Origin of the sequence: Pseudomonas sp. RIT-PI-a (genome assembly GCF_001187875.1) — a bacterium.
In the GTDB taxonomy this organism is placed as follows: Bacteria; Pseudomonadota; Gammaproteobacteria; order Pseudomonadales; family Pseudomonadaceae; genus Aquipseudomonas; species Aquipseudomonas coleopterorum.
Genome location: NZ_LGIR01000013.1, coordinates 218,723 through 241,725 on the forward strand (window position 1 = coordinate 218,723; position 23,003 = coordinate 241,725).

The window sequence follows — 23,003 nt, forward strand, 5'->3', positions numbered from 1 at the left end:
GCCTGTAGTTATACTACAGGCCTTGGTGATCGCCCAGTTAAACGTCTCAGCACCCCCCGCGCAGGCAAAAACGGCCGGACATTGCTCGGCGCACACGTCGAATCTGCACCTTATGTCCGACACTCGCAGGATTTGTCTCGCAACCGACAACTCTTGTTTGCCCCAACTCCATCGCGCACCCTAAAATGCCGGAATGCGCGATGACCTCTCCCTTCTGCTGAATTCCCTCAACGATGCCCAACGCCAGGCCGTAGCCGCCTCCGTCGGCCGTCAGTTGGTCCTGGCCGGTGCTGGTTCCGGTAAAACTCGAGTGCTGGTGCACCGTATCGCCTGGTTGATCCAGGTCGAAAACGCCTCGCCCCACTCCATCCTGTCGGTGACGTTCACCAACAAGGCCGCTGCCGAGATGCGCCAGCGGATCGAGCAGTTGATGGGTATCAACCCGGCCGGCATGTGGGTAGGCACCTTCCACGGCCTGGCCCACCGCCTGCTGCGCGCGCACTGGCAGGAAGCCAACCTGAACCAGAATTTCCAGATTCTCGACAGCGACGACCAGCAACGCCTGGTCAAGCGGGTCATGCGCGAGCTGGGCCTGGACGAACAGAAGTGGCCGGCGCGTCAGGCGCAGTGGTTCATCAATGGGCAGAAGGACGAGGGCCTGCGCCCGCAGCACATCCAGCCTGGCGGCGATCTGTTCCTGGCGACCATGCGCTCGGTCTACGAAGCGTACGAGGCGGCCTGCGCGCGGGCCGGCGTGATCGACTTCTCCGAATTGCTGCTGCGCGCCCTCGACCTGTGGCGCGACAACCCCAGCCTGCTGGCGCACTACCAGCGGCGTTTCCGCCATGTGCTGGTCGACGAGTTCCAGGACACCAACGCCGTGCAGTACGCCTGGCTGCGGCTGCTGGCACAGGGTGGCGACAGCCTGATGGTGGTGGGTGACGATGACCAGTCGATCTACGGCTGGCGCGGTGCCAAGATCGAGAACATCCACCAGTATTCCGCCGACTTCCCGGACTCCCAGCTGATCCGCCTGGAACAGAACTACCGTTCCACGGCGGGTATCCTCAAGGCCGCCAACGCGCTGATCGCCAACAACAGCGGGCGACTGGGCAAGGAGCTGTGGACCGACGGCGACGATGGCGAGCCGCTGAGCCTGTATGCCGCGTTCAATGAACACGACGAGGCGCGCTATGTGGTCGAAACCATCGAGAGCGCACTCAAGACCGGCATGGCGCGCAGCGACGTCGCCATTCTGTACCGCTCCAACGCCCAGTCGCGGGTGCTGGAAGAGGCGCTGCTGCGCGAGCGCATCCCCTACCGCATCTATGGCGGCCAGCGCTTCTTCGAACGCGCCGAAATCAAGAATGCCATGGCCTACCTGCGCCTGCTCGAAGGGCGCGGCAACGATGCAGCCCTGGAGCGCGTGATCAACGTCCCGCCCCGAGGCCTGGGCGAGAAGACCGTCGAAGCCATCCGCCAGCATGCGCGTCACGCCGAGCTGTCGATGTGGGAAGCCGGGCGGCAACTGGTGGCCAACAAAGGCCTGACCGGTCGCGCCGCCAACGCCCTGGGCGCGTTCATGGAGCTGATCGAGAACCTGGCCGCCAAGGTCATGCAAATGCCGCTGCACCTGATGACCCAGACCGTCATCGAGCAGTCCGGCCTGATCGTCTATCACCAGGAAGAAAAGGGTGAAAAAGGCCAGGCACGGGTGGAAAACCTCGAGGAACTGGTCAGCGCCGCACGCAACTTCGAAAACAGCGAAGAAGACGCCGACCTCACGCCGCTGGCCGCATTCCTCGGCCATGCGTCCCTCGAAGCCGGCGACACCCAGGCCGAGGAGCACGAAGACAGCGTTCAGTTGATGACCTTGCACAGTGCCAAGGGCCTGGAGTTTCCCTACGTGTTCCTGGTGGGCATGGAAGAGGGTCTGTTCCCGCACAAGATGAGCCTGGAAGAGCCGGGTCGCCTCGAAGAGGAACGCCGCCTGGCCTATGTCGGCATCACCCGGGCCATGCAGCACCTGGTGATGACCTACGCCGAAACACGCCGTCTGTACGGTAGCGAGACGTACAACAAGGTCTCGCGCTTCGTGCGCGAAGTGCCCGCCGGGCTGATTCAGGAAGTGCGCCTGTCCAACAGTGTGAGCCGTCCCTTCGGCGGCGGTCAGGCACAGAACTCGAGCAGCCTGTTCGGGGCCGCCGCCATCCCGGAAACCCAGTTCAATCTGGGCCAGCGGGTACAGCATTCGGTTTTCGGCGAGGGTGTGATCCTCAACTTCGAAGGCTCCGGCGCCCAGGCGCGGGTGCAGGTCAACTTCGCCGAAGGCAGCAAGTGGCTGATGCTGGGGTACGCGAAACTGGAGGCGGTATAACGGTTGGCTTGACGGCTTTTTCGTGGTGCCCGGCGGCCGCGAAAAGGCCGACACTGCATCTTCCACAGGCAGTGAAATTTCCTACGCCGCTTTTTGCAATTACGCAAAAGCTCGAAACATGTTGTCACTAGCTATGTACAGCACACCTGTGCAACATGGCTCGCGTGCAATCCACCTAACGGAATGAACCTATGCAACGATTTCTCAGCATGGCTCTGGCCCTTTGCATTGGCCTGACCATGAGCCTGGATGCCAGTGCCAAACGCTTCGGCGGCGGCAAGAGCATGGGCGCAGCCCCGACTCACCAGACGCGCCAGGCCGCGCCTGCAACCCCAGGTGCCACAGCCGCCGTACCGGGCCGTGCCGCCCCTGCCGCCAGCGGTGCTTCGCGCTGGTTGGGCCCTCTGGCCGGCCTCGCCGCCGGTGGCCTGCTGGCCTCCATGTTCATGGGCGACGGCTTCCAGGGCATGCAGATCTTCGACTTCCTGATCATGGCGGTCATCGCCTTCCTGATCTTCCGCTTCATCGCGGCTCGCCGTCGCAAGCAGCAAGGCCCGCAAATGGCTGGCGCCGGTGCACCTTACCAGCGTGAAACCATCAACCAGGCCCCTGCCCAGCCTTCGATCTTCGGTGGTGCAAGCGGTGCTTCCGCAGCCCGTCCGGTGATCAACGCGCCGGCCTGGTTCAACGAAGAGAACTTCCTGAACGCCGCACGCAACCATTTCCAGTCGCTGCAGCAGCACTGGGATGCGAACGAAATGGACAAGATCGCCGAGTTCGTCACCCCACAGATGCTGCAATCGCTGAAGCAGGAACGCGCCGAGCTGGGTGATGGCTTCCAGTCCACCTACATCGATGATCTGCATGTACAGCTGGAGGGCGTGGATGATCGTGCCGAGAAGACTATCGCTACCCTGACATTCGTTGGTGTATCGAAGACTTCGCGCTTCGACAAGGGCGAACCCTTCAGCGAAAGCTGGAACATGGAACGCGCCCAGGGCGAGAACCAGCCTTGGCTGGTGGCCGGTATCCGCCAGAACTGATACGCGTCACGCTTTGCAAAGCCCCGGCCCTGGTCGGGGCTTTTGCATTTTGAACGTTGCATCCATTTCCAGCTAAGGTATAAACCGCAGCGCGTATTCTGGTCAGAGGAAAACATCGTGGAAGAAGTGATCGAGCAGCTCCGAGAAGCCAACGAACCGGTACCGGTTCCCCTGGAACTGCCAGACGAAGACCTGCTGGTCGAGATCGAAGAGCAGTTGTTCATCAACATTCCGTTCGTCTTCAAGGAATATCTGCTCACCGTCAGCGACGTGGTGTACGGCAGCCTGGAGCCGGTTACCGTGACCGATCCGCAATCGCATACCTACCTGCCGGACGTTGCGGCGACGGCATGGGACCTCGGAGTCCCGCGCGAGCTGATTCCGATTTGTCAGGATGGCGACGATTACTACTGTGTCGAAGAAGACGGCACTGTCGTGTTGTGGTCGGGCGAAGAAGAGCTGGTGACCGAGGAAAGCTGGGAATCGGTCTGGCACTGGGCGCGGGACGTCTGGCTGGAAAGCTGATCGGTACAGGCAGGTGTGATCTTTTCACCGCTCGATGGCTCGCCGCCAACCCTGTGGGAGCGGGTTCTACCCGCGAAAAGGCCAAACCTGCCTACCCAACTTCAATGCTCGACGTTGTTGTCCAGCGTCTCCAGCAAAGCCACCTGCATCCGCGTATGCACGCGAATGAACCAGCGCCACAACACGGCCACCACTGCGGCTGCCACCACGGCAATCAGCAGCAGCAATTCCAGGGTCGGCAGGATGCTCGCCGACAGCGCGGCCAGCAGCACGAAAATCATCAGCAGCGACAATAGCGGAATGACTTCGGCAATGATGCGTCGAACCCGCTGGGTATGCCTGCCCGCCATTTCCGGTTTCACGCCCATTTCCGCCAGAAGCATCGAAAGGGCCTTGAGCTTGCGATAGGCCGCGATCAGGAACGGCAACGACAGCAGCAGCGCTGCGCCCCAGATGAGGGCCTTCTGCCCACCGGGCTCAGCCACCCATGTGGTCAGGTAGCCACCGATCCGCTCGGCGAAATAGGCCCCGGCAAAGAAGATACCGATCACCAGCGCCAGGTTGACCCCTACCTGCAGGAGAATCTTGCGGATCATCGACGCCAGCATGGCGCTCTGCCCACGCGGCTGAATGCTGCGCAGCCATTCCCCATACATTCCCAGCACCCGCGCCATCCGCTGCGGCACCAAAGCGCCCAGACGATGGGAAAGCGGGTCTGCCGCGCGGATCAGGTACGGCGTGGACAAGGTCGTCAGCACCGACACCGCCACGGCAACGGGATAGAGGAAGTCGCTGGTGACCTGCAGGGTCATGCCCAGCGCTGCGATGATGAACGAGAATTCACCGATCTGCGACAGACCCATCCCCACCCGCAGGGACGTCTTGCCATCGTTGCCGGCGATGAATGCACCCATCCCGCAGGATACAATCTTGCCCAGCACCACCGCCACGGTGATGACCGCGATTGGCCAGGCGTAGGCGAGCAGGATGGCAGGGTCGAGCATCAAGCCGATGGCGACGAAGAAGATCGCGCTGAACATGTCACGAATGGGTTCGATCAGCCGCTCGATTTTCAGCAGTTGCCGAGATTCGGCCATGATCGCCCCGATCAGGAAGGCGCCCAGTACCATGCTGTATTCAAGCTTGACCACCAGCAGGCAGAAGCCGAAGCACAGGCCCAGCACGGTCACCAGCAGCATCTCGTTGCTCTCGAAGGTGGCCACGTAGGCCAACAGACGTGGCACCACCAGGATCCCCACGACCAACGCGATCACCATGAACAGCGAGAGCTTGCCGACCGTGGAGAACACCTCACCGGAACTGACCGCACCGCTGACGGCGATACCCGACAGCAAGGCGATGATGCCGATACCCAGAATGTCCTCGACGATCAGCACACCAAAGATCAGTTGCGCAAACCGCTCGTTCTTCATCTTCAGGTCGTTGAGTGCCTTGACGATGATGGTGGTCGAGGAGATGGCAAGGATCGCACCCAGGAACAGCGAATCCATGGTACCCCAATCGAACCAGCGGCCAATCTCGTAGCCAATCCAGATCATCAGCACGATTTCCAGGAACGCGGCGATGAAGGCCGTGGCGCCGACCTTGAACAACTTGCGCAGGCTGAATTCGAGCCCGAGGCTGAACATCAGGAAGATCACCCCCAGTTCGGCAAGGGTCTTGATGGTGTCTTCGTCATGGATCAAGCCGAAAGGCGGGGTGTGCGGGCCAATGATGAAACCCGCGACGACGTAGCCGAGCACCACCGGTTGCCGCAATCGGTGAAACAGGATGGTCACCACGCCGGCCACCAGCATGATCACTGCCAGGTCCTGGATGAAACTGATGGCATGCACGGTGATAGCCTCCTTTGCTATTCAGAATTACGGTACCAATTGTTTCAGGAGGCAGGTTAACACTGCCCATTGCAGGCAAACGTCGGTGCAATATGCGGAAACAGATCGCCGCTATGCCCTACGTAATGGCACGATAGACGTGACGGAGTAGCCTCGTTCAGCGTCCGCCTGTGGACGAGACCCGTCGTAAGTGGCCAACGCCAGAATAGGTGATGCCCCTGTACTTCTGCCAACCAACCGTGAGTTCACTATGGAACCTGGAAACGCCCAGCTGTCGATGACGGTGCTGATGACCCCTGACATGGCCAATTTTTCCGGCAATGTGCATGGAGGAACGCTGCTCAAATACCTCGACGAAGTGGCCTACGCCTGCGCCAGCCGCTATGCCGGCCGGTATGTGGTGACCTTGTCGGTGGATCAGGTGATTTTCCGCGAGCCGGTGCACGTGGGCGAGCTGGTGACCTTCCTGGCATCGGTCAACTACACCGGCAACACGTCGATGGAAGTGGGGATCAAAGTGGTCACCGAGAACATCCGCGAGCGTTCGGTGCGCCACACCAACAGCTGCTTCTTCACCATGGTGGCGGTGGACGACCAGCGCAAGCCCGCCCACGTACCGCCTTTGAAGCCACAGGATGCCGAGGGCACGCGGCGCTTCATCCAGGCGCAGCAGCGCAGGCAGATCCGCCAGGAGCTGGAAAAGCGCTACCGCGATCTCAAGGAAGAACCGATTTAAAGCGCCACGGCTTCGAAACGCAGGCGCGGATGCACGATTCGATCCTGGGCGCGCACCAACTCCAGTTCGTAGCTGGCGCACGCCTGGGTCTCCAGCAGCACTTCGTGCACTGCCGCGGCCGTGAATTCGAAAGCGGCCAGCCAATCATCGCCCAGCAGTAGCCTGGCCAGGAACAAACCGCTGGTCAGATCACCCACGCCCACTGGCTGGCGCGGAAACGCCAGCAGCGGACGCCGCAGGTGCCAGCTGCCTGTGGCGGTGACCAGCAGCATCTCGAAGTCTTCGGGTGATTTGCCGGGGTAGGCCAGATGTTTTACCAGCACCGCTTTCGGGCCCCGGGCCAGCAAGGCGCGCGCCATGGCCACGCAATCCTGCAGGGAGTCGGCCTTGCGGCCGCTGAAGCTGTCGAGCTCCAATTGGTTGGGACACAGCACGTCGGCTGCCGCCACGGCTTCATCGAGCAGAAAGTCGCTGACCTCGGCCGGCACCACGCAGCCTTTCTCCGCATGCCCCATCACCGGGTCGCACAGGTACAGGGCCTTGGGATTGGCTGCCTTGACTCGCCGTACCACGCCCAGGATTGCCCGCCCCTGCGCAGCGCTGCCCAGGTAGCCGCTGAGCACCGCATCGCAGTTGCCCAACTCGCCAATCGTCGCAATCCCTTCGACCAGTGCGGGAATGTGTTGCGGCGCCAACACTTCTCCCGTCCACTGACCATACTGTGTGTGATTGGAAAACTGCACCGTATTCAATGGCCAGACCTTGACCCCCACTCGCTGCATCGGGAAAACCGCCGCGCTGTTGCCGGCGTGGCCGAACACGACGTGGGACTGGATGGCGAGCAGGTGTGGTGTACGTTTCATGCAAGGATTCCGGACCGGTGACAGGACTTCATGGCGCGCAGTATCGCGCGAAATGCAGCCTGTACGACAGACCGGAGACACAGTTAAGCTGCGAGCAACCGGTTGGAGCGCACGTTGATGTTGACCCTTGGCAATATGTTCATCCTGATGTTACTGGCCGCAGGTGCGGCCTGGTTGTGGCACAACCATGGCCTGCGCGAGAAGGCGTTGGAGCGGGTCAAGCAGCATTGCGGCAAGCTCGATCTGGAACTGCTCGACGACAACGTCGCCTTCAAGCGCTTTGCCTGGCTGGCCGATGCCAACGGCCGCAAGCGCCTGGCGCGGGTGTACAACTTCGAGTTCACCGTCACCGGCGAGCAGCGCCATGCAGGCATCGCCACCCAGTTCGGGCCGCACGCGGTGCAGATCGAGCTGGCACCCTACCCGTTCGAAGTGAAGACGCCGACCAGTGCCGAAGTCATCGAAATGAGCCAGTGGCGCCAGGAACACAAACGCTGGCGCCCCTGAGGGTGTCAGTCCTGCAACGGATCCGCCACCTGTGCTCGCAACAACCCTTGCTGCAGGAGCGCTGCGTCCTGGGGTGTGTCGAATATCAGCTCCACCCGTGAATCGCGACGCCACTCGCTCGTTCTCCATTGGGCGACTTGTCCTGCCAGCAAGTTGCTTGATCGCCACCCCTGCGTGCTGTGGATAACCAGCTTGGCCCGACGCCAACCTTCATCCTCCAGCCAACGCCCCAGGGCCTGCAGATCGAACTGCACCTGTGGATGCCAACGCCAGCCGATGCTCCAGCCATCAGGATGATCCTGGACTTGGCATTGGACACGAGACTTATCCACCCATAGATCACCCAGCGCATTGGGGCTGTCTATCAGCCTGTCCACAAAAATCACGTCAGGCTTATCCACAATCGGCAATTGATCAAAGCGGATTTCATCGACGTCCCGCCACAGCATTTGCGCTGTGGGTAAATCTGTACTTATGCACAGCTCATCGGTACCGGATGCCTTGTTCATGATCAGCAATCCCGCCGTGCGCGCGGCTTCCAGCTGAACCGCAGGTAGCGCATTCCCCGCCCTGAGAGCCAGCGCGTCGAGCACCATCACCAGCGGTTGCACGGCCAGGACCCCGCGCCAAGGCGCTTCACCCAGTTGTGCGAGGATCTGCAGGGGATGGCCCAGGCCCGACGGCTCGATGAACAATCGATCCGGACGGGCACTGCGCAGCAAGCGGGCAAGGCCGATCTGAAACGGCGCACCATTCACGCAGCACAGGCAACCCCCGGCGATTTCACCGATTGCGATACCATCGTCGGCTGTAGCCAACAACGCGGCGTCTATGCCCACCAGACCGAATTCGTTGATCAAGACGGCCCAGCGTTCGTCCGCTGGCTTGCACGTCAGCAGATGACGAATCAGGCTGGTCTTGCCGGCGCCCAAGGGGCCTGCGATGACATGGGTGGGAATGTTCTGCAGCATGGTCGGATGTCTATGGAGGTTGAACGATGCGTGTGTGGGTTTTGCTGGGCCTGCTGGCCAGCACTCAGGTATGGGCCGAGGCCTGCGTGGTACACAGTCAGGCCGAGCGGGTGAGCGTTGAGGTGTGCCAGCAGAATCGCACTATACCGCCCAAGCTGTTTCATGATGGATTCTGCCAGCCGAATCTGCCGGGCCAGAAGGTCGAGGTGCAACACCTGGAGCAATGCCCGCAAGGCGCCTACGGCGTCTGTCGCGGCGCGCGTGTGGAGCGCATGCCCTATGAACAGGACATCCACTACTACGGTGTGGCCAGCGATGCCGCTTACCTCAAGCCATTCTGCGAACAGAACAGTGGGGGCCACTGGGAGACCCCTTGATAGCCGAAGCTACACCGCCGGCGTCTGTTCGTGCCAGTCACCGAAGGGATCCGGCCAACGGGTCCAGGCGCGTGCGCCCTGGGCCAGTTCCTCGTCGTCGAGCAGGCAACTGTCCAAGTCTCGACTCAAAGCAGCGAAGTCGATGTTCTGGCCGATGAACACCAGTTCCTGCCGGCAGTCGCCGGTGTCGGCGTTCCAGTTGTGCTGGATGGCAGCGATGCTTTCAGCATCCTGCGGCCATTGCGTTTCAGGCACGAAGCGCCACCAGCGCCCGGCAAAACCATAGCGCATCAGTCCACCCGCCTGTGACCAGCTCCCGGCTTCCTGGGGCTTGCTGGCCAACCAGAAAAAGCCTTTGGAGCGCAGCAGCTTGCCGTTGGTCCAGGGTTGGTCGATGAACGCATGGAAGCGTTGTGGATGGAACGGACGCCGGGCGCGATAGGCCGTCGAGGCGATGCCGTACGCGTCGGTTTCGGGCACGTGTTCGCCCTGCAGTTCCTTCAGCCAGCCCGGCGCCTGCGCCGCGCGCTCGAAATCAAACAACCCGGTGTCCAGGATGCGCGCCAGAGGTACCTGACCCATGACCATCGGCAGCACCTGTGCGACCGGGTTGAGCTTTTGCAGCACCGCAGTCAGCTCGGTGCGTTCGGCCTGGCTGATGAGGTCGATCTTGCTGATCAGGATCACATCGGCGAACTCCACCTGCTCGATCAACAGCTCGGTGATCGCCCGCTCGTCTTCCTCCCCCAACGTCTCGCCTCGGGTCGCCAGACTTTCCGCTGCCTGGTAGTCGAGCAGGAAATTGACCCCGTCAACGACGGTGACCATGGTGTCGAGCCGCGCCAGATCGGCCAGGCTCTGGCCTTGCTCGTCGCGAAAGGTGAAGGTTTCCGCCACGGGTAGCGGTTCGGAGATGCCGGTGGATTCGATCAGCAGGTAATCGAAACGCCCATCGGCGGCAAGTTTTGCTACTTCCTGAAGCAAGTCTTCGCGAAGCGTGCAGCAGATGCAGCCATTGCTCATTTCGACCAGCTTTTCTTCGGCGCGGTTGAGGCTGACGTCGCGCTGCACTTCGCTGCCGTCGATGTTGATCTCGCTCATGTCATTGACGATCACCGCGACGCGCAAGTCGTCACGATTACGCAGGATGTGATTGAGCAGGGTGCTTTTGCCGGCTCCCAGAAAACCTGAAAGCACAGTGACGGGTAAACGGTTGGGCATGACGGACCTCATCAGGAACGGTTACAACGGACTATACGCTGTTTTTATTGTTATAACATAACATTAACAGCGTTGATCTGTTGTCACTTAACCGAGTCGTCATGAGTCAAAAAAACACGTGTTCCACGTGGAACACGTGCTCTATGTTTCACGTACGGGGCTTCACCGCACCGCAGTCGTTACCCAACCAGACAGCACGGGTATTCATGCTGCCCTTCTGTGCGGTACCTGAGGCATTGAAGGTGCCGCTGACCGTGGTCAGAAATTCCCGGTCGCTCAGGAATTGTGCCTGTCCCGCGCCTTGAGCCTTGGGACAGCTGAACTGGAATTTCCACACGTTGCCATTGCGTTCGGTGATCTTCTGCGTGCAACCCGATTTTGGGTCCTGCAGCGGGATATCGTTGGTCTTGACCTGTTCTGGGGTCAGGCATGAACGGATGCCGTTACCGCCCAATGTAATGCCCTGGTTGGCCAATACGCCTTCCATCATCGCCCTTTGCTCGGGTGGGAGCATTTTCAGCTGGCCCAGCATGACCTGCATGTCCGGCAATGGCTTGCCATCGACCTGCATGTTGCTGGTGGTCATTTCCCACAGACCTGGCTGCAACATCTGCGCCTGAGCGCCTGTCGCCGAAAGGCTCACTATCAATGCTGCCATCGGCCATTTGAATCTCATCTGATGTCACTCCTGAAGGTCGTTGGGAAAAGCGCGGGCGCCTCGGCTTTTGACGCCGAAAACGGACCCGAGTTGCGCGGCAATAAAAACGCGACAACCGCTCCTGAACGTGGTCTGTTACCACAGCGAATCAAGGAGCCGCCGTGCAATGGATTATCACAGTCCGATTTTTTTTGGGTATCTATTTGGCCTGCTGCACGTACTGGGCATCGGGGCGGCCGTCCATGCCGTGCTTACCGTACGCACCGCGCAAGGGTCGATCGCCTGGGCCTTGTCGTTGATGTTCATTCCCTACCTCACATTGATCCCTTATCTGGTGTTCGGGCGCAGCACGTTCGATGGCTACATCGAGGCGCGTCGGCATGCCAACAAGGAAATGCACACGGCCATTGCCGACCTGGATTGGCGGCCGTGGATCGAGGAAGCGCTGGCTGCACGAAAGTCGACGTCCTACGCATCGCTCAGAGCCATGCCCAAGCTTGGTCGCATGCCCTGCCTGGCCAACAACCGGGTCGGCCTGCTGGTCAACGGCCACGCCACATTCGATGCCATCTTCGCGGCCATTCGCGAGGCCAGACAGGTAGTGTTGGTACAGTTCTTCATCATTCATGACGACCATATCGGGCGTCAGCTGCAAGGCCTGTTGTTGCAGAAAGCTTCCGAAGGTGTACAGGTCTATGTGCTGTATGACCAGGTAGGCAGCCATGCCCTGCCCCGTGAATACGTCGAGCGCTTGCGTGACGGTGGAGTGAACGTGAAGGCGTTCGCCACGCAGAGCGGCTGGTTGAACAGGTTCCAGGTGAATTTCCGTAACCATCGCAAGATCGTGGTGGTGGACGGTATCAAAGGCTTCATCGGCGGTCATAACGTGGGTGACGAATACCTGGGTGGCAATCCCAAGCTGTCGCCTTGGCGCGATACCCATGTGAGCATCAGTGGCCCCGTGATCGCCTGCCTGCAGGAGTCCTTCGCAGAGGACTGGTTCTGGGCGGCACGCGAGCTGCCACCGTTGATTCTGCCGGATGCGTACGAAGAGGACGGAGTGCTGTGCCAGGTGCTGGCGACCGGTCCGGCGGATTCCTATGAAACCTGCTCACTGTTTTTCGTCGAATCGATTCACGCCGCCAACGAACGGGTCTGGATCACGACGCCCTATTTCATCCCCGATGAGGCGGTGTTTGCCGCTCTGAGGCTGGCCGTGCTGCGCGGTGTGGACGTCAGGATCCTGCTGCCGTCTCGTCCCGATCACAAAGTGGTGTATGCCGCCTCCAGCCTGTTCGCCTTCGAGGCCGTCCGTGCGGGTGTCCGGATGTTCCGCTATGAACCGGGATTTCTGCACCAGAAAGTGGTGCTGATCGATGACGAAATCACCGCGATCGGCAGCGCCAACATGGACAACCGCTCTTTCCGCCTGAACTTCGAAATCATGCTGTTGACCGTGGATAAAGCCTTCACCAGCGAAGTCGAACAGATGCTGCTGGACGACTTCGCTCAATCGCGCGAGATCGATGTACGCGACAGCAAGGAAACCCATCGCCTGCAAAAGTTGGGCATGCGCGTTGCGCGGCTGATCTCACCCATCCTCTAGCCTGCTCAGCTGCTGTAGATATCATCGCGGGTCCAGGGCAATCCGGTATGGCCGTCGGTGTAGGGTTTGACGGCAAGGATCTGGTGGATGTTGATCCAGCCCCGACTGAACCCATAGGCGCAACCGGCCAAGTACAGACGCCAGATCCGCAGAGACTGTTCGGATACCATGCCGGCGGCGGCCTCCAACTGGTTCTCCAGGCGCGCGCTCCAGTGCTGCAAAGTGCGCGCGTAGTGCAGACGCAGGCTTTCGACGTCCACGACCTCAAGTCCCGCTTCGCTGACCTGCGCATCGACCATGGACAGATGAGGCAATTCGCCGTGGGGGAAGACGTACTTGCCGATGAACTCCCCCGCGCCCCTGCCTACCGGACGGCCGTCCGTATGCCGGGCCGTGATGCCGTGGTTCATCACCAGGCCACCCTCGCGAACAGCGCCGCAAAGGCGTTGGCAATAGAGCCCCAGGTTGGCGTGGCCAACATGCTCGAACATGCCCACACTGACGATCTTGTCGAAGCGTCCGTCCTGGGGCAGGTCACGATAATCGAGCAGCTGTAGTTCGACCTGATGTTGCAGGCCTTCGGCCACTACTCGCGCCCGAGCCAGCTTCAGCTGCTCCTTGCTCAGGGTGATGCCGAGCACCCTGGCACCGAACTCCCGCGCTGCGAATCGCGCCAGGCCACCCCATCCACAACCGACATCCAGCAGGTAGTCACCCTGGCGCAGACGTAATTTGCGGCACAGGTGTCTGAACTTGTCCTGTTGCGCCTGTTCCAAGGTCTCCTGACCGGTATGGAAGTAAGCACAGGAGTAAGCCATGTCGCGGTCAAGCCAGAGCTGATAGAACTCGTTGGACAAGTCGTAGTGATAGGCGATCGAGCGTTCATCGGTGTCTTTGTCGTGTGCCGAGCGCACGGGCACGGGCCCCTCATCGTCGTGCAGAATCGCCTGGCTGAGTTCATCGCACAGGCGAATGACGTCACCGATCTCGCCTTCCACATCCACCTTGCCTTCGATGAAGGCACTACCAAGCTGATCCAGGCTGGGGTGGGAAAACTGGCTGATGACCTGCGGCTCTTTCAGCACGAGTGTGACGCTTGGTGAAGGACCCAGGTCCATTTCGTGTCCATCCCAGAGACGCAGCCGTAAGGGAAGCTGCAGGTTTTGCAACACAGGCGGTAGGTGCGCGAGCATGGAAGTTCTCCCCTGTCTGAACGATTCAGCACAAAAGACTAGCTCAGAAGTCGGTACCCGGATGACCAGTCGATCATCGAGTCAGGTGCCGTGGGTCGGTAATCCTTCGATCTGTAATTAAATTTTCACGTCATCAGCTACGCTGGCAGCTACAGGACACATCCGGAAACATCGGAAATGCTTGCTGTACCATGCCCGGGCTTCGACATCATCAAGGAAATGGACCTGCATGAGCGCAGACAACGAAAGATTCATAGGTTTGGAATGGCTGCGCTTTTTCCTCGGCGTGTACCTTGTGATGTTTCACACACTCCCCTTCTACAGCGAGTACACACACCTGAGCGGATTGGTGGAGTTCACCGAACTGGGATTTTTCGCCACCAGTAGCTTCTTCGCGTTATCTGGCTTTCTCCTTACCCACGTCTACCTGGACGGCAACAAGCTTCGAGAGCCACCGCTCTCCTTCATGACCAAGCGCTTCGCCAATCTCTACCCCATTCACCTGTTCGGCCTTGCCAGTTGCGTGATCCTGATCGCGCTCACGGGCCTGTTCGACAGCAACACCGACCTGGGTGTCGCCTATCGATCCGATGACCTGCTCAAGCGCACCGCTCCCGAGCTGCTGAAATACCACCTCAGTGACTTCCAGATAGCCGTCAACGCGGTGCTGCAGGTCACCCTGCTGCAAGCCTGGAACCCGGTCTACCTCGCCTACAACGGGCCGCTGTGGTCGATCTCGGCACTGTTCTTCTTCTATCTGGTATTCCCCTGGTTCGCACCGCGTCTGGCGGCCGCCAAACACAAGGTGCGGTTGCTGCTGATCATCTGGGCGGCGTGTCTGGTCCCGCCGCTGCTGGTGGTCCTCAACAATGACTACAGCTCGATCTGGATCGGTTTCCTTCACCACTTTCCGTTGCTGCGGCTACCAGTCTTCCTCGCCGGCATCGTGGCTTATCTATTGTTTCGCGAGCATCGGTTGATGGGCGTCGGGTTGCGGGGCCCTGGCAAACTGCTGGCGGTGGTTGCCCTGGGCTTTGGTGTAGCGATCGCCGCCGAGGTCAACTGGCGGGGTGCCAGCCACTGGTATGTGCTGCTGCACAATGGCCTGCTGCTGCCGCTGGTGCTCAGTGGGATCACGCTGTGCGCCATGGCCTCGAGTCCGCGCAGCGAGCGCTACATCAAATGGGCGCGCCGAATGGGCGCGGCATCGCTGCCGATGTTCGCCTTGCACACACCGATCTTCATCATCTTCCGTCGTCTGGAAATGCTGGCGAACATCAATGTGCCGCTGTGCTTCAGCAATGCCTCGGCCTGCGTTGCGCAAGCCAAGGGCCACCCGCTGTCGCTGGCGTACTACCCTATCCTGCTGCTGCTGTGCATCATCATCTGCGTGATATTCCAGGAGCAGATCGGCAACCGCACGCGGCAGTGGCTGTTGCAGGGGCCGCTGAGTCGGTGGGTGGTCAAGAGCAAACGTGCAGATACCGGCAAGGCCAAGACCATGCGCACGAGCATGAGCCGCGGCTGAGGGGCCAAGCGCCATGCCCTGAGACCGTTGGGTTCTCAGGGCATGGCGCTGGCACCCGGTCAGTACTTCCAGCTGACCGATGCGGTGATGTTGCGCGGCGCGCCATAGCTGCTGGCGGTCTGGCTGTACAGCGAGCGCAGGTACTTGCGATCGGTGACATTGTTGAAGTTCAGCGACGTGCTCCAATGGTCGTCGATGTCATAGCGGGTCATCAGGTCGACGATGGCATAGGCATTCTGGCGAATGGCGCTGTTGGTGTCGTTCTCCACCCCGCTCTGCCAGCTCAGGCGCGTGCCCACGTGAGCCTTCGGCAGCATCGGCAGGCGGTAGCTGACCAGACCGTGGAAGCTGTGTGTAGGCACATAGTTGCGCGCATCACTGCCGTCCTCGTCTTCGATGGCGACATAGGTGTAGCCGGCCAGCACGTCCAGGCCGGGGTACGCTTCGCCTGAAGCCTCCAGTTCCACCCCATGGCTCTTGTAGTCCTCGGTCTCGTACAGGTATTGCGAACCCACTTGGGTGAAGGCCCCGGCCACATTGCTCTGCTGCGTCTTGAACACAGCCGCCGTCAGGTCCAGACGGTTGTCGAGCAAGCGACCCTTGACGCCGGCCTCCAGGCTTTTGCCTTCGAGCGGGTCAAGCAACTTGCCATCCAGCCCATAGGTGGCGTATTGCGGATTGAAGATCCGTGTCCAGCTGGTGTACACCGCCCACTGCTCGCTCAGGTCGTAGACCAGGCCAGTGTACGGCGTCACTCGGCCATGCTCGCGCAGGGAATGATCCGAGCCGTAGCTATCACCCGAGCCATCGGCGCTGAGCATGCGTGCACCCGCGATCCAGTGCAGATCGTCCGTCAGGTTGAAGCGCGCGCCGGCGAACAGGCTCTTTTGCCTGTCCACGAAGTTCTGGGTATTGGTATCGCTGGTTTCGGTGAAGGACGGACGTGCGGTGGTGCCGTTCAGGATGTTTGCGAATGACGTGTAGTAATACCCCCCCAGCTCTATTCCTTCGGAAGAGTCGTACTCACGCGCAGTCTGGTGCGTTCGTCCGTAGGTGGCCCCAAAGGTCAGTTCATGCTGGCGACCGAACAGGCTGAAAGGGCCCGACAGCTTCACTTCACCAATGGCCTGGTTGGCCGTGGCTGAGGTGTCTGCCGCAAAGACCAGCGCCTGATCAGCGTCCAGACCCGCCACGTAGAACATGTTGGTGTCCTGGTATTCATGAATACCGGTCACCGTCAGCGTGGCATTCCAGCCATTGTCGAAGGCATGCTGCAGTTCGGCGAAGGTGCGCTGCGTGTGCATGTTCCAGTAGGTCCAAGGCTGGCCCACGTTGGAACTGCGGCTGCTGTAGTGCAACCGGTTGCCGCCGTCGTCCACCAGCGGCAGGTTGCCCCAAGTGCTGGCATTGGAGTCGCTGTTGTGCTGGGAGAAGCCGACCGTGAGCGTATCCCGCTCGCTCAGATCGAACGCCAGCAAACCCGCGGCCACGTTGCGTTCGTGGCTGTAGCGGTCCATCCAGGAGTTGCCCTTGTCGTGGGCGTAGATGAAACGGCCACGCACGTTACCGCTGTCGGTCAACGGGCCTGAGACGTCGGCGGCGATACGGCGGCCGTCCCAGGAACCCACGCTGCTATCGATCTGCGCCTGGAAGGTCTCGGTTGGGCGTTTGCGCACGAAATTCACCGTTGCCGATGGGTTGCCGGTCCCGCTCATCAATCCGTTGGCCCCGTGCAGCACATCGATCTGCTCGTACTCAGCCATGTCGACGTCGCCGATCAAGGTGGCCTGGGAAAACGGCATGCTCATCCCATCGTATTCGAACGACGTGATTTCAAAGCCGCGGGATGTGAATTCGGTCCGATCGCTCTCGCTCTGCTCCACCGTCACCGAAGGTGCAGCGCGCAAGGCGTCCTTGATGCCACGGATCTTGAAGTCTTCCATCTGCGCCTGGGTGACGGTGGTGATGCCCTGTGGTGTTTCCTGCTTGCTCAGCCCCAGCTTGGTGGTGCTCGAGGAGGGCTTGGCCGTGTAGCTGACGGTGGGATCTCTGTACTGGTCTTCGGAGGCCGATTCCTGCACCTGGATAGACGGCAGCGTGAGGGAATCATCGGCGTGCGCCAGCGGAAAGGTACCGCAGGCGCCGGCCAGCAACAGGGTGGCGGAAATACGAGGCTTCAAGATCGGCGTCCCAAGACGAAGAAAAGGACGGCGATAATGTAGGAATTTTCAAACAAGAACTAGAATCGTTTACCTGATTTTTACTTTTTTTTCACATTTGTGGCGGGAAATCAGTCCTGCCTGCACGCGGACGGTACTGAGCATCAGGCTCACAGAACGATCAGTCCACCCTGTCCAACTCCACCACACAGACCTGCGCCATTGCACCCTCCAGGCTATAACGCTGCAACTGACCGCCGACGTTGGTGCACCGCAGCGTCGCTCGCGGGGCCAGCTCATGGCGCTGTCCACTGCTCGCGTGGGTGACGTTGACGATGCCCACTGACGCATTGAAGAAAACGACCTGAGTCGCCTTGGAGCCCAACACCACGGCCGGATGACAATCCACCCAGCGCAAGGAAGCGTTGATCCGATCCGGGCGGTAGATCAGGTTGAAATCCTCGATCGGCGAGCCCAGCAAGCGACACTGCACGGTCGCTCCACCGTCGAAACTCAGCGGCTGCAGGGGACCCAGCGCCTCACTGTCCACCCCATTGATTTGCAACACCATCCCATCGCCATGCAGCACGGTGATGACCCGGCTATAGCCGGGGAACACGGAAAAGGGTCCATCGACATCGATCTGGGCGATCGACAGGCGCCAGTCATAGCCGCTGTCATCGACGCAGCGCTGCCGGGCAATCTCCAAGGTGCTGCCACCCCCGTTTTTCCAGGGCATGGCCGTGTACGCTTCGGGTTGGTACAAGTGCGAATCAGTCATCGGAATCCGGCTACCAAAGAAATGTCAGGCAGGCGTGAACGCCATGAAGCGCTCGATCAGCGCAAGCAGTACCGGCCGCAAGGTGTCGACCTTGGCCTGCTGCAACCCATAGGGCGGCGTTTCCTGCATGTAGGCACGCTGCGCCAGCTCCAGTTGAACCGCGTGAACCCCATGGGCCGGGCTGCCGTACTGGCGGGTGATGTAGCCGCCCTTGAACCGACCATTGAGCACCGCTGGCAACTGCGGAGCCAACTGCTCGGCCAAGGCGTGCAACTGCTCGCCAACGCCAGGCGCGCAGGCGCTGCCGCTTGCCGTACCGAAGTTGAACACCGGCAACTCGCCTTCGAACAGGTGGGGGATGACCGAGCGGATCGAGTGGGCATCCCATAGCAGGGCATACCCGTGGATGGCTTTGATTCGCTGCAATTGCTGGTGCAAGGCCCGATGGTACGGCTGCCAATAGTGCTCCAGGCGTCGGGCGATTTCAGTGTCGTCAGGCTCGTGTCCCGGTTGATACAGCGGCACGTCGTCGAAGGTCGCCAGCGGGCAGAGTCCGGTGGTGTTCTGGCCAGGGTAGAGGCTGGCGCCATCGGCCGGGCGATTCAGGTCGATCACGTAGCGCGAAAAGCGTGGACGCAGTGTCGACGCCCCCAGCGCGGTCGCGAAGTCGTACAGCTCATGGATATGCCAGTCGGTGTCGTCTACCGCCTGGCCGACCGGGCTGTAATGCGCCTTCAGATCGTCTGGCAATTCAGTGCCCACATGGGGCATGGAGATCAGCAAGGGGCCGATGCCCTCATGCAGCTCGAACGTGTGTTGCTGACTCATATCGTTTGCTCCAGGAGGTCGGCCAGGGTGGCGCGGTAGCCGTGCAGCGCTTCCACTTGCAGGGCGTGCTGGCCGTTGTCGATGACCTGCCTGCCGCCGACGAAGACATCGCGCACGGGGCGGGTGCCGTGTTCGCAGAACACCATCGAAGACAACAGCTGTGCCGGGTTGCCCGGGGCGGTACTGGCGGCGTCCGAATCGATCACGACCAGGTCGGCACGCTGGCCGACCACCAGTCCGCCCACCGAGCGGCCCGTGGCCTGCGCCCCGCCACTGACCGCCTGAGCGAACAGTCGGTCCGCCACCACCGGCGCTTCGGCGCTGGCCAGCACGTTGCGGCGGCGATGCAAAAGACGTTGGCCGTATTCCAGCAAGCGCAGTTCGGCCCAGGGATTGACCGCCACGTTGCTGTCCGAACCGATACCCCAATTTCCCTTGTCGGCCAGGAAACGCTGCGCATCGAACAAACCATCGCCAAGGTTGGCTTCGGTGGTCGGACACAGTCCGACGACGGCGCCACTGCGCGCCAACGCGGCGTATTCAGCGTCGTCCATGTGGGTGGCGTGCACCAGGCACCATCGCGGGTCCAAGGGTTGGCGGTCCAACAGCCACTGCACCGGTCGCTGGCCGAGGATGGCTACGCAGTCATCGACCTCACGGGTTTGTTCGGCAATATGGATATGCACGGGCGCCCGCGGGTCTTCACTGTCCAAGCCCTGGATCAGCCTCGACAAGGAGGCTTCGCTCACGGCGCGCAACGAGTGCGGCGCTACGCCGTAGCGCCGATTGCCGTTCTCCGGCATGGCTTTTTGCAGGTGCTGACGCAGCTTGAAGATCCACTCGGGTGAATTGATGAAGCGACGCTGGTGCGGCAACGGTTCTGCCTGACCCAGGCCACCGTACTGGTACAGCACCGGCAGCAGGGTCATGCCGATGCCCACCTCCTCGGCTGCACGAACCACGCGCAGGGACAGTTCGGCGGGGTTGGCGTAGGGCTGGCCGTCAGCGCCATGGTGCACGTAGTGAAACTCGCAGACCGAGGTGTACCCGGCCTTGAGCATCTCGATGTACAGATGCCGGCCGATGGCCTGCAGGTGCCGCGGCTGCAGGCGCTGGGCGAAGCGATACATCAGGGTGCGCCAGCTCCAGAAGGAGTCTTTCGGGTCGCCCAGGGTTTCGGTCAACCCGGCCATGGCGCGCTGAAAGGTATGGGAATGCAGGTTCGGCATGCCACTGATCACCGGGCCCCGCGCCACCGGCGTGCCGGCCGCAGGCACGGCATCGATGCTCACGGTGGTCAGATCGCCGAGCGCGTTCCAGCTCAGCAGCACATTGCGCTGCCAGCCATCGGGCAGTAACGCGCTGTGGGCAAACAGGCTGCTCTGGGCGTGGCTGGTGGGTGAATCCAAGGGTGTATCCACATGAACCTCTGGGCAGTGAGTCAGGCGCGGGCAATCAGAGAACAGGCGCCGCGTCTCGCGACAGCACGCTTTGCAGGAAGCTGCGCGTACGGGCTTCGCGAGGCGCGGTGAACAGCTGGGCTGGCGGCGCGGCTTCGACGATGGCGCCTTGGTCCATGACCACCACCACATCGGCCACTTCCCGGGCAAAACCCATTTCGTGGGTGACGATGATCATGGTCATGCCTTCGTTCGCCAGGGTCTTCATGACCTGCAACACCTCGCCCACCAGTTCCGGGTCCAGTGCCGAGGTCGGCTCGTCGAACAGCATGACCTTGGGTTCCATGGCCAATGCACGGGCGATCGCCACGCGCTGCTTCTGCCCGCCCGACAGGGTGCCGGGATAGACCTGGGCCTTGTGTTCGAGGCCGACCTTGTTCAACAGGCGCAAACCCTGCTCTTGCGCAGCCTGGCGCGACTTGCCGCGCAGGGCCATGGGCGCCAGGGTGATGTTGTCCAACACACTGAGGTGCGGGAACAGGTTGAAGGACTGGAACACCATGCCGACTTCGCTACGCAGGGCGTCGAGTTTGCTTTCGGACATCATCCGGCCCTGCTCCACCACTGTGTGGCCACAGGCGCGCAGCGTTCCGCCTTCGGCGGTCTCCAGACCGTTCATGCAACGCAGGAAGGTGCTCTTGCCCGAACCGCTGGGGCCGATCACCACCACAACCTGGCTGGGCTGCACGCTGAAGTCGATGTTGTGCAGCACCTGATGGGTACCGAAGGATTTGCTCAGGTTCCGAATGTCGATGATGGCGGTGCTCATCACACTCTCCCGTCGGCGCGCAGCACTTTCTCGGTGCGGCGCAGGATCAAGGTGGTGATGCTGGTCAGCATCAGGTAGATGAAGGCGATGGCCAGGTACACTTCGAGCGAGCGATAGGACACGCTGATGATCTTCTCGCCCTCGTGCATCACGTCGGCAATGGTCAGCAGCGACACCAGCGCCGAGTTCTTGATCAAGGCAATGAATTCGTTGCCCAGGGCAGGAATCATGCGCACGAAGGCCTGGGGCAGGATGACCTTGCGCATCGCCAGCTTGTGCGGCAGACCCAAGGATCGGGCGGCTTCCATCTGGCCCTTTTCCACGGACTGGATCGACCCGCGGACGATCTCCGAGACATAGGCCGCGCTGTAGATGCCCAGGCCGAAGATTCCACACACATAGGCCGGCAATTGGATGCCGAAATGCGGCAGACCGAAGAACAGAATGAACAACTGCACCAGCAGCGGCGTGCCACGGACCAGCGTCAGGTAGGTGGTGCACAGCCCATAGATGATCTTGCGATTGGGATTGAGCCGACCCAGCCCGATCAACAGGCCCAGCACACAGCCCAGCACCAATGCCGCAGCCGTGATTTCGATGGTGATCAGGGTGCCGGAGGCGAGCGCGCGCCAGCCGTCCCAGACCGGGGAAAAGTCGAGATCCATGAAGTACTCCGCACAGGCTACGGTTGAAGGCGAGATGTGCAGGTCCGCCGCAAGCATCGCGCGGACCTGCAGTGGCGGCTTATTCTTTGGTGGTGCCGAACCATTTCTGGGTCAGGGCGGCATATTCGCCGTTGCTGCGCAGGGTCTGCAGCGCCTGGTTCATCTGCTGTTGCAGCTCGGTGTCATTCTTGCGAATGGCGAAACCGTACAGTTCGGTGGTCAGGCCTTCGTCCAGCACCCGGACCTTGGGCTGACGCTTGGCGTATTCCACTGCCGCCGGACGCCCAGTGACCGCAGCGTTGACCCGGCCAATGGCCAACAGGTCGAACATGGCCTGGTTCTTCTCCACTTCCACCATAGTCACTGCGGGGTAGTTGGTTTTCAGAAAGTCGATGGACTTGGTGCCCACCTGGGCCGAAACCTTCTTGCCCGCCACCAGATCGGCAGGCTTGTCGATGCTGGCGTCCTCCTTCAGGACCAATACAGCCAGGCCCCCGCGATAGTAGGAGTCGGTGAAGTTGACCACCTTCTGACGCTCTTCGGTCATGTAGATAGCCGATGCAGCGACATCGAAGCGGTTCGAAATCAAGCCAGGAATCAGCCCCTTGAAGCCGATATCGACCCATTCGACTTTCTTGTTCAGTTGCTTGCCGATGGCTTCGATCAATTCGATATCGAAGCCGGTGCGCTTGCCATCCTGCACGAACTCCATGGGCGGGAAGGTGGCATCGGTGCCGACACGCATCACATCGTCGGCTGCCTGGGCTGAGGTGCAGAGCGAGGCCATCAGCGTCAGCGCGGCGGCCAGGGGGGTGAACAACTTCAACGCTTTCATCACAAATTCCTTTGGCAAGGGTGAGTCCGTCAGGACCCGAAACAT

The 23,003-nt window shown here is 61.0% G+C and carries 21 protein-coding genes; 8 read left to right on the forward strand and 13 right to left on the reverse strand.

Features of this window, described 5'->3' with window-relative positions; genetic code table 11:
• The first annotated feature begins 193 nt into the window (after positions 1 to 193).
• From uvrD to AC788_RS09510, 3 genes are all read left to right on the forward strand, one after another.
• Positions 194 to 2,377 carry a DNA helicase II gene (gene uvrD / locus AC788_RS09500; protein WP_049860407.1) on the forward strand — a complete coding sequence of 728 codons (2,184 nt, stop codon included), beginning with the start codon at positions 194 to 196 and terminating at the stop codon, positions 2,375 to 2,377.
• Between the two features lie 191 nt (positions 2,378 to 2,568).
• Positions 2,569 to 3,420 carry a Tim44 domain-containing protein gene (locus AC788_RS09505; RefSeq protein ID WP_049860408.1) on the forward strand — a complete coding sequence of 284 codons (852 nt, stop codon included), beginning with the start codon at positions 2,569 to 2,571 and terminating at the stop codon, positions 3,418 to 3,420.
• A gap of 117 nt (positions 3,421 to 3,537) precedes the next feature.
• Positions 3,538 to 3,945 carry an SMI1/KNR4 family protein gene (locus tag AC788_RS09510; protein ID WP_049860409.1) on the forward strand — a complete coding sequence of 136 codons (408 nt, stop codon included), beginning with the start codon at positions 3,538 to 3,540 and terminating at the stop codon, positions 3,943 to 3,945.
• Positions 3,946 to 4,046: 101 nt separating this feature from the next.
• On the opposite strand, the gene AC788_RS09515 is transcribed toward AC788_RS09510, so the two are convergent.
• Positions 4,047 to 5,801, reverse strand: coding sequence for a cation:proton antiporter (locus AC788_RS09515; RefSeq protein WP_049860410.1), 1,755 nt, complete (start codon positions 5,799 to 5,801; stop codon positions 4,047 to 4,049).
• A gap of 250 nt (positions 5,802 to 6,051) precedes the next feature.
• Between AC788_RS09515 and AC788_RS09520 the strand changes: the two genes are divergently transcribed.
• The gene (locus AC788_RS09520; protein ID WP_049860411.1) at positions 6,052 to 6,537 is read left to right on the forward strand and encodes an acyl-CoA thioesterase; all 486 of its coding nucleotides are present in this window, start codon (positions 6,052 to 6,054) and stop codon (positions 6,535 to 6,537) included.
• Here the strand turns inward: AC788_RS09520 and pdxY are convergent.
• The gene (gene pdxY / locus AC788_RS09525) at positions 6,534 to 7,400 is read right to left on the reverse strand and encodes a pyridoxal kinase PdxY (RefSeq protein WP_049860412.1); all 867 of its coding nucleotides are present in this window, start codon (positions 7,398 to 7,400) and stop codon (positions 6,534 to 6,536) included. The two genes, AC788_RS09520 and pdxY, sit on opposite strands and share 4 nt — an antisense overlap.
• Before the next feature lie 117 nt (positions 7,401 to 7,517).
• On the opposite strand from pdxY, the gene AC788_RS09530 reads away from it, so the two are divergent.
• A complete protein-coding gene (locus tag AC788_RS09530) occupies positions 7,518 to 7,907 on the forward strand; it encodes a DUF3301 domain-containing protein (protein ID WP_049860413.1) in 390 nt (129 codons plus the stop codon).
• Between the two features lie 5 nt (positions 7,908 to 7,912).
• Here the strand turns inward: AC788_RS09530 and AC788_RS09535 are convergent, their stop codons facing one another.
• Positions 7,913 to 8,878: a CobW family GTP-binding protein gene (locus AC788_RS09535; protein ID WP_049860414.1), complete on the reverse strand. Its 966-nt coding sequence runs from the start codon at positions 8,876 to 8,878 to the stop codon at positions 7,913 to 7,915.
• Positions 8,879 to 8,904: 26 nt separating this feature from the next.
• Between AC788_RS09535 and AC788_RS09540 the strand changes: the two genes are divergently transcribed.
• Positions 8,905 to 9,255, forward strand: a complete 351-nt coding sequence (locus tag AC788_RS09540) for a hypothetical protein (RefSeq protein WP_049860415.1) — start codon at positions 8,905 to 8,907, stop codon at positions 9,253 to 9,255.
• Positions 9,256 to 9,264: 9 nt separating this feature from the next.
• Here AC788_RS09540 and zigA read toward each other — a convergent pair whose 3' ends face one another.
• Entirely contained in the window at positions 9,265 to 10,476 is a 1,212-nt protein-coding gene (zigA, locus tag AC788_RS09545) for a zinc metallochaperone GTPase ZigA (protein WP_049860416.1), read from the reverse strand.
• Positions 10,477 to 10,624: 148 nt separating this feature from the next.
• On the reverse strand, positions 10,625 to 11,152 hold the full coding sequence (locus tag AC788_RS09550; RefSeq protein ID WP_049860417.1) for a DUF3617 domain-containing protein: 528 nt from the start codon (positions 11,150 to 11,152) through the stop codon (positions 10,625 to 10,627).
• A 148-nt stretch (positions 11,153 to 11,300) separates the two neighbouring features.
• On the opposite strand from AC788_RS09550, the gene cls reads away from it, so the two are divergent.
• Positions 11,301 to 12,740, forward strand: a complete 1,440-nt coding sequence (cls, locus tag AC788_RS09555) for a cardiolipin synthase (RefSeq protein ID WP_049860418.1) — start codon at positions 11,301 to 11,303, stop codon at positions 12,738 to 12,740.
• Positions 12,741 to 12,745: 5 nt separating this feature from the next.
• On the opposite strand, the gene cfaB is transcribed toward cls, so the two are convergent.
• Positions 12,746 to 13,933: a C17 cyclopropane fatty acid synthase CfaB gene (gene cfaB, locus AC788_RS09560; protein WP_049860419.1), complete on the reverse strand. Its 1,188-nt coding sequence runs from the start codon at positions 13,931 to 13,933 to the stop codon at positions 12,746 to 12,748.
• Between the two features lie 229 nt (positions 13,934 to 14,162).
• On the opposite strand from cfaB, the gene AC788_RS09565 reads away from it, so the two are divergent.
• A complete protein-coding gene (locus AC788_RS09565) occupies positions 14,163 to 15,461 on the forward strand; it encodes an acyltransferase family protein (protein WP_049860420.1) in 1,299 nt (432 codons plus the stop codon).
• A gap of 59 nt (positions 15,462 to 15,520) precedes the next feature.
• Here AC788_RS09565 and AC788_RS09570 read toward each other — a convergent pair whose 3' ends face one another.
• The 7 genes from AC788_RS09570 to AC788_RS09600 all read right to left on the reverse strand — a co-directional run bounded on the left by AC788_RS09570 (position 15,521) and on the right by AC788_RS09600 (position 22,958).
• On the reverse strand, positions 15,521 to 17,641 hold the full coding sequence (locus AC788_RS09570) for a TonB-dependent siderophore receptor (protein WP_236690497.1): 2,121 nt from the start codon (positions 17,639 to 17,641) through the stop codon (positions 15,521 to 15,523).
• 160 nt (positions 17,642 to 17,801) lie between these two features.
• Positions 17,802 to 18,401, reverse strand: a complete 600-nt coding sequence (locus AC788_RS09575) for a HutD/Ves family protein (protein ID WP_049860421.1) — start codon at positions 18,399 to 18,401, stop codon at positions 17,802 to 17,804.
• A gap of 24 nt (positions 18,402 to 18,425) precedes the next feature.
• On the reverse strand, positions 18,426 to 19,229 hold the full coding sequence (gene hutG, locus AC788_RS09580; protein WP_049860422.1) for an N-formylglutamate deformylase: 804 nt from the start codon (positions 19,227 to 19,229) through the stop codon (positions 18,426 to 18,428).
• Positions 19,226 to 20,638 (reverse strand): formimidoylglutamate deiminase, encoded by a 1,413-nt coding sequence (locus AC788_RS09585; RefSeq protein ID WP_049860423.1) that lies wholly within the window; start codon positions 20,636 to 20,638, stop codon positions 19,226 to 19,228. Before AC788_RS09585 ends, hutG begins: the two co-directional genes overlap by 4 nt.
• A gap of 46 nt (positions 20,639 to 20,684) precedes the next feature.
• Positions 20,685 to 21,446 (reverse strand): amino acid ABC transporter ATP-binding protein, encoded by a 762-nt coding sequence (locus tag AC788_RS09590; RefSeq protein ID WP_201777941.1) that lies wholly within the window; start codon positions 21,444 to 21,446, stop codon positions 20,685 to 20,687.
• A gap of 11 nt (positions 21,447 to 21,457) precedes the next feature.
• Positions 21,458 to 22,123, reverse strand: coding sequence for an amino acid ABC transporter permease (locus AC788_RS09595; RefSeq protein ID WP_049860425.1), 666 nt, complete (start codon positions 22,121 to 22,123; stop codon positions 21,458 to 21,460).
• Between the two features lie 79 nt (positions 22,124 to 22,202).
• Complete coding sequence (locus AC788_RS09600; protein WP_049860426.1) at positions 22,203 to 22,958, reverse strand: transporter substrate-binding domain-containing protein; 756 nt, start codon at positions 22,956 to 22,958, stop codon at positions 22,203 to 22,205.
• Between the last annotated feature and the right edge of the window lie 45 nt (positions 22,959 to 23,003).

Coding starts and splice junctions, on each gene's coding strand:
- AC788_RS09575 (WP_049860421.1), bottom strand. CDS start 18,401: ATGACTGATTCGCACTTGTACCAACCCGAAGCGTACACGGCCATGCCC.
- AC788_RS09565 (WP_049860420.1), top strand. CDS start 14,163: ATGAGCGCAGACAACGAAAGATTCATAGGTTTGGAATGGCTGCGCTTT.
- hutG (WP_049860422.1), bottom strand. CDS start 19,229: ATGAGTCAGCAACACACGTTCGAGCTGCATGAGGGCATCGGCCCCTTG.
- AC788_RS09550 (WP_049860417.1), bottom strand. CDS start 11,152: ATGAGATTCAAATGGCCGATGGCAGCATTGATAGTGAGCCTTTCGGCG.
- AC788_RS09540 (WP_049860415.1), top strand. CDS start 8,905: ATGCGTGTGTGGGTTTTGCTGGGCCTGCTGGCCAGCACTCAGGTATGG.
- AC788_RS09530 (WP_049860413.1), top strand. CDS start 7,518: ATGTTGACCCTTGGCAATATGTTCATCCTGATGTTACTGGCCGCAGGT.
- cfaB (WP_049860419.1), bottom strand. CDS start 13,933: ATGCTCGCGCACCTACCGCCTGTGTTGCAAAACCTGCAGCTTCCCTTA.
- uvrD (WP_049860407.1), top strand. CDS start 194: ATGCGCGATGACCTCTCCCTTCTGCTGAATTCCCTCAACGATGCCCAA.
- AC788_RS09595 (WP_049860425.1), bottom strand. CDS start 22,123: ATGGATCTCGACTTTTCCCCGGTCTGGGACGGCTGGCGCGCGCTCGCC.
- AC788_RS09535 (WP_049860414.1), bottom strand. CDS start 8,878: ATGCTGCAGAACATTCCCACCCATGTCATCGCAGGCCCCTTGGGCGCC.
- AC788_RS09600 (WP_049860426.1), bottom strand. CDS start 22,958: ATGAAAGCGTTGAAGTTGTTCACCCCCCTGGCCGCCGCGCTGACGCTG.
- zigA (WP_049860416.1), bottom strand. CDS start 10,476: ATGCCCAACCGTTTACCCGTCACTGTGCTTTCAGGTTTTCTGGGAGCC.
- cls (WP_049860418.1), top strand. CDS start 11,301: ATGGATTATCACAGTCCGATTTTTTTTGGGTATCTATTTGGCCTGCTG.
- AC788_RS09505 (WP_049860408.1), top strand. CDS start 2,569: ATGCAACGATTTCTCAGCATGGCTCTGGCCCTTTGCATTGGCCTGACC.
- pdxY (WP_049860412.1), bottom strand. CDS start 7,400: ATGAAACGTACACCACACCTGCTCGCCATCCAGTCCCACGTCGTGTTC.
- AC788_RS09520 (WP_049860411.1), top strand. CDS start 6,052: ATGGAACCTGGAAACGCCCAGCTGTCGATGACGGTGCTGATGACCCCT.